9 protein-coding genes are annotated in these 12,458 nt (G+C 40.0%); all 9 read right to left on the minus strand.

The features are described 5' to 3' along the window. Nucleotides 1–64: 64 nt before the first annotated feature. From FIV01_RS06815 to FIV01_RS06855, 9 genes are read right to left on the minus strand one after another with little or no spacing between them, the layout of a single operon-like run. Nucleotides 65–823 (minus strand): protein kinase domain-containing protein, encoded by a 759-nt coding sequence (locus tag FIV01_RS06815; RefSeq protein WP_152430326.1) that lies wholly within the window; start codon nucleotides 821–823, stop codon nucleotides 65–67. A gap of 1 nt (nucleotide 824) precedes the next feature. Beyond that, nucleotides 825–4,208 carry a type VI secretion system membrane subunit TssM gene (tssM, locus tag FIV01_RS06820; RefSeq protein WP_152430327.1) on the minus strand — a complete coding sequence of 1,128 codons (3,384 nt, stop codon included), beginning with the start codon at nucleotides 4,206–4,208 and terminating at the stop codon, nucleotides 825–827. Nucleotides 4,209–4,210: 2 nt separating this feature from the next. After that, the gene (gene icmH, locus FIV01_RS06825; RefSeq protein WP_152430328.1) at nucleotides 4,211–5,416 is read right to left on the minus strand and encodes a type IVB secretion system protein IcmH/DotU; all 1,206 of its coding nucleotides are present in this window, start codon (nucleotides 5,414–5,416) and stop codon (nucleotides 4,211–4,213) included. A 5-nt stretch (nucleotides 5,417–5,421) separates the two neighbouring features. Further along, a complete protein-coding gene (gene tssK / locus FIV01_RS06830) occupies nucleotides 5,422–6,753 on the minus strand; it encodes a type VI secretion system baseplate subunit TssK (protein ID WP_152430329.1) in 1,332 nt (443 codons plus the stop codon). 20 nt (nucleotides 6,754–6,773) lie between these two features. Further along, nucleotides 6,774–7,256 (minus strand): type VI secretion system lipoprotein TssJ, encoded by a 483-nt coding sequence (gene tssJ, locus FIV01_RS06835; protein ID WP_114785787.1) that lies wholly within the window; start codon nucleotides 7,254–7,256, stop codon nucleotides 6,774–6,776. After that, entirely contained in the window at nucleotides 7,256–8,194 is a 939-nt protein-coding gene (locus FIV01_RS06840) for an FHA domain-containing protein (RefSeq protein ID WP_152430330.1), read from the minus strand. Before FIV01_RS06840 ends, tssJ begins: the two co-directional genes overlap by 1 nt. A 4-nt stretch (nucleotides 8,195–8,198) precedes the next feature. Further along, on the minus strand, nucleotides 8,199–8,867 hold the full coding sequence (locus tag FIV01_RS06845) for a type 2 periplasmic-binding domain-containing protein (RefSeq protein ID WP_246210449.1): 669 nt from the start codon (nucleotides 8,865–8,867) through the stop codon (nucleotides 8,199–8,201). 50 nt (nucleotides 8,868–8,917) lie between these two features. Continuing rightward, a complete protein-coding gene (locus FIV01_RS06850) occupies nucleotides 8,918–9,910 on the minus strand; it encodes an ABC transporter substrate-binding protein (RefSeq protein WP_152430332.1) in 993 nt (330 codons plus the stop codon). Next, nucleotides 9,907–12,456 carry an MFS transporter gene (locus FIV01_RS06855; RefSeq protein ID WP_152430333.1) on the minus strand — a complete coding sequence of 850 codons (2,550 nt, stop codon included), beginning with the start codon at nucleotides 12,454–12,456 and terminating at the stop codon, nucleotides 9,907–9,909. Before FIV01_RS06855 ends, FIV01_RS06850 begins: the two co-directional genes overlap by 4 nt. Between the last annotated feature and the right edge of the window lie 2 nt (nucleotides 12,457–12,458).

Raw genomic sequence — 12,458 nt, forward strand, 5'->3', positions numbered from 1 at the left:
GCGGGCCACAAGCCCCAAAAAAGCCCGCTCCTACCAGAGTAAACTACGAATGCTGGATTTTTTATCAGGTGTTGACCTGAGTTGAAAGATATTGGTGAGTTGACCGCTTAGCCAGTTTGATTTGTTTAGAAATCAAAATCTGATAGCGGCTAAAGAGTGCTTCAAGTTCAGGCAAATCATTGTTTTTAACAAACTCTAGCAAGGATAAGTCTTCGAATGGATGTTTCTTCCAAATGGTTTGTAGTGATACTGCTAGTGAAAAATAGTCATGTTGAGGGGATGCTTGTCCAGTCCGAAGGAAGGGGGTTAAATGGCAGAATTTAGGAGTTAAAGACGGCACATTATGCTCTCTATAGTTAGCGCCGATCGGGACTATACCGCCTAAATCAATTAGTTTCACTTCGTGAGATAAAGTCACAATAAGATTGGAAGGCTTGATATCTCCATGTATGTAGCCTTTGCTATGGAGAGTATGTAGAGCTTGTTCCGCGCTTTTGGTAACTTTTTGCCTTTCCACAATGTTAAAGTTACGCATGTTGCCACATAAGGTGTCAAGAAACTCTATTATCAGCCAGTCCATCCCCATAGTGGAGCCGTAGTCTATGTATTTAGGCCAACAGAGTTCATTATGATTGTGGAGAAATACAGCTTCGGTGTTGAGTTGTTGCTTGGTTGTGACTGTGAAAGCAAACTTAACTACGCACGAACCATAAAATGGATGAATGGCTAAATATGTTTGCTGTCTCAGTAAAGAATACTGGGATATCCCCAGTACTCTAAATACTGTCGCTATTTTATCGCCAAACTGATTCTGCTCCTTCATTCTAAATGCTCGATGGTAATGAAAAAGCAGAGAAAAAATTGGGTACAAATGGGTTGTTTTGACCTTGTGTTTTAATGCTTAACTGAACTTGGCTATTACCATATTTAATCGCCACTTCGGTTTCTTGTGATGTCGCTGAAGCAACCCTTGGCTGGATGAATTTAAACCATGCCCAGTTACCTTTATAACTTTCAGAAGCAATGCTACTTTGTTGGGCTTTTATCTGGAACCCAACAGAGTCTTGCTCAATCGCTGCCGCTCTCCAGCTTTGTTTGGTCCAAAGGCGAGGACCATGCTGGTATACGAAGAGGGGCTTTTCGCCTTGAATAATAAATTCGGTGACGTCAGAGCTCATTTCTTTAGCCCTTAACTGAAATTGGAGTGACATGTTCTGTGGGTCGGCCAAAAAGAGAGCATTGCGAATGTCACGTGCCTTCGAAATCATTTGCCAAACTGAAGGGTCCAAAGCAAATCCTGTGTTTGGTAGTAAACCGTAGAGGTAAGGAGAGCGCTCTTCCGTAGAGAAATTTTTCAATTTCGACTGGTAATATTGCTCTAAGGTCCCGTCAGATTTAAAAAAAGCGGCAACATCGGCGGTACTTGCATCTGAACTGGCACTCTTATTAAACGGATAATAGCCAGCAATCGTTGTTTTATATGGCTGATAAACCTCGGATCGCCAGGTGTTGTTTAAATAATCATGTGCAAGGCTCATCACTAACTCATTTGATTGCCGTGTTAATTGGGTCAAAATTTGTTGTGATATTGAAGGTTGAGCAGCTTCTTGTTGAGCCAAAACAGATATAGGGTTACTGGTTTTTATGGATGCGGTAAGCGCATGATAGGCGACTTTTTGTGGATCTTCGGCTTGGTAGAATTTATCTAGCCAAGCTTCCGCCTGAGTAACTTTACCCAATAATGAGTCAATGGGTTTATTCCCTTGTTCATCAGTAGAGACTTGATTGTGGAACTTTTCAAAGGCTAGCTGAATTTGCCTCGCGGATTCCTTTTTATCCATGTCCTGTTGTTGTGGCTGAGTGTCGCTGTCTTTCGTGGGATCTTTTGGTAACTCAACGGATGTGTATTTACTTACCGTGTTATAAAGCATAGCAAGAGGATTGTTTGACGCATTGGTTAGTAATGCCATTGTTCGTTTAAGATCATCAGCGTTGCTAACATTAGCAACTTGAATTTGAGAAATAAAATCACGCCAATAATTAATGTAATCATTTTGATATCTCTGCTTCAAATCTCGACTAATACGATACATTTCTGACGCACTAGGTGATGCTCCTGCCACACCTTCATACGCTCTTAGGGCTTCTTTTAAAATTGGTGAATTTATTGATAAATCGAGTTCATTAAACCCCGAGGGTGTATACAAATACGGAACCATATAACCAGCATAGTTCGGAGAAAACGACATCAGTTTTCGGAAGTTATTTCCTAGTTCATGGCGTATGTCTATGCGGCTTGAGTAGGTCTCTGAATTAAGAATATGTTGATATAGTAGCGTTTCAACTCCGGTTTGGCTGATAATTCTCTTAGCTAATTGTTCAAGCCCTAAATTGGCCTTAATAGGAACCAGCCCTTTTTCAAATACATCATCAAGCAATATCTCGAGTTGAGCAATATTGACGCTATCTGCTTCACCTTGCTCCTCCAAAGTCTTGATGAAATACCGTTTTAGTGCGCCAATGTTGCTACGGTCAACATTGAACAACAATCGATAATTGTTAAGCAAAGATAGTGTCTTGGCTTGATCTTCTAAATTTACATAAACAAATAAATCTTTTTCAAGAGTGTTTTCCATTGAAGGAATAAGCACTCGTTGTAATTCATCAAAATAGGCTGCTTCAACGTCACTGACGATACTTGATGTTGGCATGAACGAAAAACTGTACCAAGGTCTTGGCTCCCGATACAGGGCATAAATTCGATTGAGAGAATATAGGTTAGGAATGTTATCCGCCATATTTTCGATATTGTATGGTTGGGCCGATATTGCTTCTTTGTAACGCTCTAACATAGTGTCGGCCTCTGCTTCTAGTTTACTTTGGTAGTCAAAGTCGATTTTTATGTCGATGAGCACAAAGGCAAATAAGCTTAGCCAGAATAGGGTATAAGCCACTTGCATCGTTAATAATAAATTTTCTTTGCGACGATTAACCCCGACCAACTCATGTTCATTTAAAATGGTGTGAGTCATCAAATATTGAGCAAAAAGGGTTTGTTGTACAGGGATCTGCTGGTGCTGCTGAAATTGCTCGTATCCCAGCGTTTGATTAACCTTATTGGCCAACACGTCATGTTGTTTTTGGATCTGGCCGCTATGGGTAAAATAGAACCCACGAAAGTTAAGGCCATCATGTAATTGCTCACCACGGTACAAACGATAGAGGAATTCCCATAAACTCTCTTTGAGTAATGCGAATTGATAGGGTGCGGCACAAATTGCATTGCGATAATCTTGATTGAGTTGTGAGGCTAATGCATTGCTCATATTAGAGAGCAGTTGTGTAATGAGGTTATCGTATTCAGTGTTATACCAATCTGCATCTATTCCACCATGTTTCATTATTGGGGAAGTGACTCCAAATACATCGTTTCTTTTGGTTTCATCAAATGCAGAGAAAAACTGACAAAAATCATTGATCTGACCCATTTGAGTTATGATGTTGTAAACAGGTAGATTAAGGCCAAAAATATGGTTGAAGCTTTTTATCTGTGATTTGATCTTGTCAGCTTTTTGGGTGACGGTTTCGGTTGACTTCAATAGTTCTTTGACATCAGTCGTCAGTATAATGCCATTGATTGCCTGACGAGAGCGCCATTTGTTTAGGTTTTGACAAAGCGTTTTGATATAGTCTGGATGTTGCTCATCTCCTAGGCTAACAGAGATCAATATAGAGTGTTCACTTAACCAAAATAAAATTGGAAACTCTATATCATTGCCAAAATCGTCCACTTTGTACGCCTCATAACCCATTTGTGTAATGATGCTTTTATCTTTGATTGGGTCATCGCTCAGAAGAACATAAAAAGGCAGATCGTATCGACTAGATAAGCGTTTTTTTCGTTTTTGTATGTTAAGCATCGCTTTGAAATGTTTGGAGAGTAGTTTGCAACGCTTATTGATGAGAAGCTTGTCTTGATTGGGTGTTTGAGGCTGTATTCGCCTTTTCGATAGTAACCAGAAGCAAAACGAGCCGAGAATTAAAGCCACTAATAAAGTTAATGACAGGCCTGTTATCGTATGTATTGGGTAGGCGTATTTCCACGTTAACAATCCACCTAATACCAAAATAGCCATGACCAAAACGAATGTCCAAACTAGAGTGCTTATCCTGTTAGTTTGTGGTTGAGATGAATTTTGTTCTGCCATGACTAAGGAGCCTCTGAAGTGTTCTTAGTGTTATTTATTGTGGTTTTACTCTGCACAACGATTGCTTTAATGGAGTCTTTTTCTAGATACCAGCTTTTTATTTGTTCTGCTTGCTTGGGAGAAGTACTTCGAACAATAACACGATAGTAAGAGCGAACTTTCTCTACAGTTGGTGAGTAAGCCGATGGTGACAAACTCCTTATGAATGAATCTGCATTTTTTTGTGAAGAAAAGGTTGCTAACTGTACTAACCAGCCAGATTTACTTGTTTTCAAGCTTGGTGGTGGCACTGTATCTACCATCTCCACTTTACTTGCTTTTTGGGGAGGAGAAACTAAGTCTTCATCTTGGCTGATAAACACAATATCTTTTACCTCCCCAGATAGAATATAACGATCACTAAAAGTAGGCAGTGTGGTAAAGTCACGTGATCTTGGAGGTAGTGTTTCTTTGTACCAAAAGTGTGTGAGGCCAATACTTAACGCTATTAACGTCCCGAAAAATAGTGTGGTCAGCAAATAGCGTTTACGCCTTGTCGGTTTGCGAGTTTTGGGCTGCTTTACCCGTGTTCTACAATGAATATTATTACTCGGTCTATATTGAGCAATGGCTTGTTCAAGTTGATGGATGAACCCTTTTATCTGCTCGCTACCTGTCTCTCGATATTGGCCTTTGAAGCCGATATTTAAGAAAATATAAATAATTTCTAGTAAATCAATAAGCTTATGGGGTTGTCGAATTGCTTTTTCCGCGACGGTAAAAAAGAGTTCACCGCCGTTACGCATACCGAAGAGCTCACTAAGTAAGGTTTTGTTTTCCCAACAACGTTTCTCTCCCCATTCACTGTATATAATGAGCTCGTCTAACACGACGGCATACAAAAAGCACAACTTATCTATGACCGCTACTGGGTAGGTAAGCTCCGAGCCTTTGGCTTTAATCTCGTTAATATTGTTAGCAAGTTGGTGTCTTAGAGTCGTCACGTCTTGCGGTTCAGGAAGCGTTGAGATTTTGAGTGTGATTGCCAACAATTCGCTACTAATGTTGAGAAGCTGATTTTCTGCTTTATTGAAATGATCGAGCAAGCCATGCTTATTTTGTGAAGCATTAACAGGTGTCCATTGTGAAGCACTATCGTCACTACTTTTTTCTGAGAATTCTGATTTTTCTGCATTCCATACTAGCGTTTCTTCGTCTAAGTAATCCATTATTGTTACCTCAACGCGTATAGCATAACATCTAATTCGTTAATGCGAGTATCAACATGCAAAGCAATAGCATCTCGATTTTCCAGCATTTCCAGCCACATTCGATCCGACGTGTCTACCTCGAAATAGGCGACGCCTTGCATCGGTTTTAACTCGCTCGGAGCTACGGGTAATGGTGAAAGAGCTATGCCAGAAAGGCTATTCCTGACAAGCTCGACAATTCTTGCATTGTTTCCAAGTTTTGCCGCGACGGGGAACAGTTCATTGAGTTCTGCGCTACTGATGTTAGATTTGACCGCTAATACAAAACGGCGATTTGCGACGCTCGCTGTGTCTTTGATTAATGTTCGCAATAAGCGACGCCTTTCAAACAAGGACGAATCCCAACTGAATTCAACAACAGAATCTTGCTGTACCATAGTCAACATATTCCTGAGGTTGGCAAAAAGTGGATTGAAGCTTTCATACAGCTTTTGATATTGTAGGCTAGCGCAAGGCTCTGGTATGGCTGGGGTTAAGGCCATTATTTGAGCCTCAAATTTTCTGAGCTCCAAGTAGAGTTCGTGAGTTTGATATTTTGGGTTATTAATGGTCAGATCAAACCAGGGAAGCCAAGTGTTTAACGTCTGTAGCCATAAGTAATCTTGCATCATTGACTGAGGGCTTTTTTGTCCTTGTCCCGCCTCAATTCGTTTGAGAAGGCTATTGGCTCGATTTGCAGAAAGTGCATGAATTTCCTTCATTCTTTCGGTTAACAGTGTAGATGCACCATAATGAAGACACGCAGGGATAAAAGAACGATCAAGGACCACCTCTCCTGATTCAATACTTTCTAACACTTTACTGATGGGGATTAAAGTGAAACCAGAGGTATCTTCTCCGTCAAGCTTAATTGAGACATTTAGTTGAGCAACGTCAATTTCAACACTGGCATTTTCTGATGTTGAAGTGTCAAATACATTGATAGATTGTGTGACGTATCTGCTTTGCTCGGACTCATCACTGCCATAATCGTTATTGCCTTGTAAAGATATTGGCAGGGCTAAATATGCAACGGTTTCTATCGTTCCTTGTGGAATATCGCGAGCAATCTCTTCTTTTAACTCAAATTGGGTACCATCTGGAAATATTCCAGCGGAGGAAGACACAGAGAGCTTACCAATTTTGAGCAAGCTATGATTAATGGTTAGCTCAGTCACACCATAAAATGGAGAAAAACCAGCTAATGTTTCGATATTTTGACGGACATAGTTTTGAACATAACGATCTTGTTGCTGAAAATGCTGTGGGGCAATAAACATGCCTTCTTGCCATACCACTTTTTTGAATGCGTCCACGTATTTCCCCTCAAATATGATTAAAACAATTTCCACCAAGGTGAATCTGGTGTAATAACGATTAACTCGGCTTTATCGCCCGAAATACTTAATTGCAGGTATCCATCAGAGCTTGTGGGTAGTGGAGAGACTGCTTTGGGCTGGCTATGTTGATAGTCGATAAACTCAACCAATATTGCCACATACTGAGTTTGGCTGTTGATATCTAGAGTAAGCTTTGTATCGCTATCGGGTATAACCACAGGCAATATCTGTTTGGATATTAGGTTGGCACTAAGTAATTGAACATCATTACTATATAAGTCAATAAATGGCTGCTGCTTAAACATCTGAGCATCAGTCAGTTGATATAATCTTACCACTACAGGGTTTGAAGTATTTGACTCTGAAGGGTTAGATGATTTGTCTGATTTTATCGCTAATGAGTATTGTGTAACGACAGGCGTAGGATCGGATGAACATCCAAGCATAAATAAAGCCCATACCAAACACCACTTAGCCATTATTTTTCCTCTCTATTCTTTTGCATATTTTCCATGAAGAGGGCTTTGAACTGACGTCTAAAGTCTCCGTTATCTTGACGATGCTGGAAGTGTTTTCGATAGATCCTCCAATACTTCTTTTGTTTGCTGGTAAAAATCCCGCCTGAAATATAGCCGTCAAACTGTTTTTCTAATTGGTTTGGTGAAAAATCATTTAAGAACTGGTCAACGGTTTGATCGAGCGTTTTAAACAGTAGTTCATGGTGAAGAGTCGGGTTAGCTAAGTATTTTTGGTTCTTCTCTGTGATTGATAGTATTTTTTCCAACGATGTTTCTATTGGAGAGTCGTCTTTGGTACTTGCTGGTAACAACTCAGGATCACTAGCTTGATGGACCGGATTAGAGTCGGGTTCGTCTTTCTCAATATGTTGGGATATAAGAACATCTTCCAAATCTTCAAAAGGATCCGCTGCAAATGGGTCGTCCGTAAGGACGCCTTCTTGTGTAAAGTTCCCTTTTTTTTCATTCGATACAGAAGGAGCTGTCTCGTCAAGAAAATCAGTATCATCATTATCTATCTGTAATGAAAAAGGCTCTGAAAACATGGCGCTATCTTCATCTCGGTCCTGGGGTGGCTTGGTTGACACTAAAGTAGAAACCAACATGGTATAGCTTTCAACTTTAAGTATATCCCCATCATTAAGTGGGTAATCTTTATCTCTTACCATGGCTTTGTCATTGAGAGAGGCCGCATTTTGACCGGTACTTTTTACACTGTATCCCACTTCTGTACGCCGAATGTTGCCATGAACTCTAGATATGCGCTTGCTTTGATCGGGTAGGGCGATATCGCATGATGTCGAACGGCCAAACTCTCCTCCAGCTTCAGGTAAGTATATGACTCTGGAAGTGACCACTTCATCAGAGGGTACAGAGATCAAATGAATACTAATCGTCACTTGTTTACCCCTCACATTTTAAAATTGCAGAATTAAAGGCTGGTAAAAAACCAGCATACTTTTTAAGGAAATGATTGGAAAAGTAGACTCCCATAGGTTTGGAATCTTTAAGTTTGGACTGAAAGAAATTAGCAGGGAGTGCTGCATTCTCTAATTCTCGCTGAAATACTTTTTCGTCTTCCAAAACAACATCAATTTCTCTTTGCTTTAGGAGCTTTAATAGAATTTTTGCATCTCTTGGTTGTTTAACGACTCTGAAGCCGTTACGTTTTAGCCAAAACCATTTACTTGACCCAAACTTAGCTGAAAAGTTGAGGTTGACCTTAGTTAGCTCGTTGATGTTTGGCTTAACCCCAGGGCCGAAATACCAACGTAATTCTTGCTGGGCAATGGCTGTGGAAAGGGTGGCATATTCGTCTCTCTCTGCCGTTTGTGTCGCGACAAAAAATCCGTGTTGCAAGCCGCTTTGTACTCTTAACTGAGCATCTGACCATGCTGTCATCGTAATTTGGTAAGGCTGTCCCATTTTATTGAGTGCGCATTTTACTTTATCGATTGCCAATCCTCGCATCTCCTCATCTACGTAATCTTGATATGGTGGCCAATTTTGAGTTGTAAGTTGAAGTCGAGCCGGACCAAATACTGGCTGAGCATACACCGAAGCGATATTCATAATGCAGAAGAAAGATAGGATGACGAAAGTAAAATACTTTATGATAGTGATCATTCAGTTCCTCCGATTAGTTCGGAAATTTTAAGGATAGAAACAGGAGGGTAATAGTCTAAAGCGCGGGCGGCACCAATGTTCACTATGTATGAATACTGAGTTAAAGACTCAATAGGGATCTCGCTAACAGGGAACTGCCCTGTAAGAATTTGTTCTGCTTTATAACCAGCGAACTGCCCTGCGTTATAATAGCGGCTTACAATCCCAAACAATGCGTCGTTGTTACGTATTGGTGATTCCGTAGCAGAAAATGTAGCAATGCCATGCGTATGTAAATTATCGACGATATTTTGGCCTTTGCTAATGATGTATGAATCTGGCGGTAGATAGGCTAACTGAACCCCATCTTCTTGCATCATGGCAACAACTTTGCCTATTGAGCCTGTGTCTGGCTTATCATTGATTGTTCTCAAAGGGTAAAGAAAAACGTCTTTTTTGAAATCAGAAGAGAGAGCTTGAATATTTCTAGCTGTTACCACTGAATTATTCTCAAGAGGATTAAAGATAATGCCGATTGTATCAAGTCCTTCTAGTTGGCTAATCGCTTTTAGCTGAACATTGTGGGGTACGATATGGCTTACCCCTGTAAAGTTACGATGTTTAGCTTGAAGTGAACTTACTATCTTTGAACCGACCGGGTCTGTAACTATGCTGAATACGACAGGAGTGTCACTCTCTTTCCTAAACGAGCTTGGGTAACTTTCAGTTCCGAGTAAGCCAAGTGTTATTGTTGTTCCGAAAGTATAAATTAAGTCTGGTTTTAACCTATCTACACTCTTTAAGTGGTTTGCTAATAATTCTTTATCCCGTTTAGCATCCAGAATAGTATAGTGCGCCGAAATTTTACCAGACAGGTAATCCATAAACCCTCTTTCGGCCTCAGTGATACCTCTCCAAAGGACCATGACAATGTGTTTATCCCCTTCAGACGGTTTTACTGATGCATCAAATGGCAGGATCGCCAGTATAGCGAGAAGCCAAACTCTCATTTCACTACCTCCATTTGTCTTTTGTCTCGGCGAACAAACATGCTATACAAGCTTAGAAAGCATATAGAACTTAACAGTAACACGACACCAAAAAGCATAATGGTGGTTTGGAAGCTCACGATGCTCAAACATAGTCCGGCAATTAAGGGGCCTGATATGTTTCCGATTCGTTCAATCAAACGGAATATCCCTATGGTTTTACCTTTATCTAAATTTGACTCGCCTAAACATTCAATCACAAGAGGTACTTGAGGTGAAACACCAATACCGTGAGCGATACCAATTATTACAACGATAAAAAGTAACCCCAGAGTGCCAGGCAAAGCGGTAATATTGATCAATGCCACAGCAGATAAAATGCCTCCTGCAAAGATGAAAGTCATTTTATTATTCCATTTATCTATTAAAATTGCCGAAAGTGGAGCAATAAGTACGATGGCTAAACCATAAGTCATCATGATACGTCCTGATACCGCATTGCTCTCACCTAGAGACTGCAGGTAAACAGGGCAAATGTAATAAAGGAAGCCAGTTAAAATAATCTTAGCAGGAATGGCGCTAAAGAAAGCGATAAGCGTAAAATACTTGTTTTTTAGCAGTACTTTAAAGTCAGAGAGTTTGACTGGTTGACTGGTTAAATTTGTATTGCTGCGATCAAATACGCTAAAAATTAGTACAACTCCAATCAAAGCTAATATCGAAGATAAAGCAAATGTTGTCGTATAACCGAGTTTATCCGCTAGAATGCCTCCAATTGCTGCCCCGCAAAGTGAACCAGAGAAAAATGCAGAGAAAAACGTCGACATTCCTTTCGTTCTGTTTTCAGAGGTGGTCGTGTCAGTGATGTATCCTTGAGCAGATATAAAAACTACACCATAGCCAAAAGCTGTTATCGCCCTAGTCAACAATAGAACTTCTAAGTTTGGGCTCGCTGATGTTGCGATAAGTCCTACTGAAATAACACTGCCACCGGCAACAAGTGATTTTCTTCTGCCAACTTTGTCTGACCAGTGTCCAGCGAAAGGTAGGGATAATGCCCAACAAGCCATAAACAATGAGATAGAAGTGCCAGTGACTAAATTTTGTGGTATCAAATTGAAACTACTTGGGATATTACTAACAAAGTTGGGCAAAAAAGCCAAAGACATTGCCTCGGCAAAAATTAATATAAACAGTGGCAGTCTAACAAAGCGATAGTCTTGGATGTTTTTATTTGGAAATACTTTATTATCAAACGTTCTTTGAACCAGCTGATTTAGCTTTTCTATCAAGGTGCCAAGCTCGTCCCTTGATTGAACCTGAACAAGGTGAGGGTCTTCTTGGTTTTCATCTATTGTGACTAGCTGCTTTATCTGTTTCCACGGTTTAATTATCATAGCATTGCAAACAAATAATATGATTTCGATAACAAATAGGCTTGAGGCAATCAGTACCGTCAACATGTCCATAAGGCTGTCTTTAATCAGCTGTGGGATGATATTTATGTCTGCCATCATTTGAAGTTGGATGATACCAGTCTCATCAATTGGGATGGATAGTAAACTTGCATCTTTGTAATTGGGGAAAACCTCCGGATATTGGTAAATAGAGTCTTCATTTTTTTCTATGCGGATGGACAAGAGTTCGGGATTATGGGCGACATAAGAGGCAAATTCTTGCTCTAACCCTGTTAACTTATCCAGCGGTACGCCCTCTTCAACTAGGCGACTGATCATAGTAGACAGAGTATCTCCGATTAGATTTGATTTCTGCTCTAATTGCTCTTGGTAAATACTAGAAAAGCTGGTTAGTGAATGGTGTGAACTTCCAATATTTGAGGCGATAGTTAAAAAGATAGCCAAAATGATGACCAATACTGGAAAGTACTTAGCACGCATTCGTTCCCAATTAGACCGAGCTTCATTAACGATTATGAGCTCTTTGATGGAATGGAGTGCTTGCCTATCAGGTATCTCTCTATTGTTGGTTAAATCAGTGGCAGATTGAATTTTGTTTAGAAGGAAGTCCAGTAAAAGGTTAACAATTAAATAGCCTAAAACCGAGGTAACTAAGACCCAAAGCAATGTGTAAATAATTTGTTGTGCCAGTAGACCTTGTTTGATTTTTTTTAGGTATAGAGGAGAATAATAAAGCCTAAGCTCTCCCTGTTTCACATTAAAAGTATTAATAATATCAGTTTTAATTAGCCGATCGGTGTCAAACTTAGCGACTCCGGTTGTAAACAATACTTCATCATCATTGTTGACTACTTGAATTTTATTTATTCCGTCAACGAGTTCAGAGCGTCTTTCAATGAGAGATTGAATATTTGAAATTGAAGCTAAAGGTAAACCAAGGCTCATTGCTTGTCGGATGTCACTGTCTGTTTCGTCTACTACAACTTGATAGGTTGAATCGCTTGTTTGAGTCAGTCTCTTGTCAAAGTTTAGATAATTGAGCGTTGTGTTTAGTCCATTAGAGAACAGCAAGATAGCAACTATAGCTAAGATCAGTTTAAACCTTAACGACAACAATCCCTTTGAATAACCTTTATTGTATGTATCCATCT

It is taken from the genome of Vibrio aquimaris, assembly GCF_009363415.1.
GTDB classification, from domain to species: Bacteria; Pseudomonadota; Gammaproteobacteria; order Enterobacterales; family Vibrionaceae; genus Vibrio; species Vibrio aquimaris.

Excerpts from the sequence above, each read along its gene's own strand:
- FIV01_RS06815 (WP_152430326.1), bottom strand. The coding sequence starts at position 823 with ATGAAGGAGCAGAATCAGTTTGGCGATAAAATAGCGACAGTATTTAGA.
- tssM (WP_152430327.1), bottom strand. The coding sequence starts at position 4,208 with ATGGCAGAACAAAATTCATCTCAACCACAAACTAACAGGATAAGCACT.
- icmH (WP_152430328.1), bottom strand. The coding sequence starts at position 5,416 with ATGGATTACTTAGACGAAGAAACGCTAGTATGGAATGCAGAAAAATCA.
- tssJ (WP_114785787.1), bottom strand. The coding sequence starts at position 7,256 with ATGGCTAAGTGGTGTTTGGTATGGGCTTTATTTATGCTTGGATGTTCA.
- FIV01_RS06845 (WP_246210449.1), bottom strand. The coding sequence starts at position 8,867 with ATGAATATCGCTTCGGTGTATGCTCAGCCAGTATTTGGTCCGGCTCGA.
- FIV01_RS06850 (WP_152430332.1), bottom strand. The coding sequence starts at position 9,910 with ATGAGAGTTTGGCTTCTCGCTATACTGGCGATCCTGCCATTTGATGCA.
- FIV01_RS06855 (WP_152430333.1), bottom strand. The coding sequence starts at position 12,456 with ATGGATACATACAATAAAGGTTATTCAAAGGGATTGTTGTCGTTAAGG.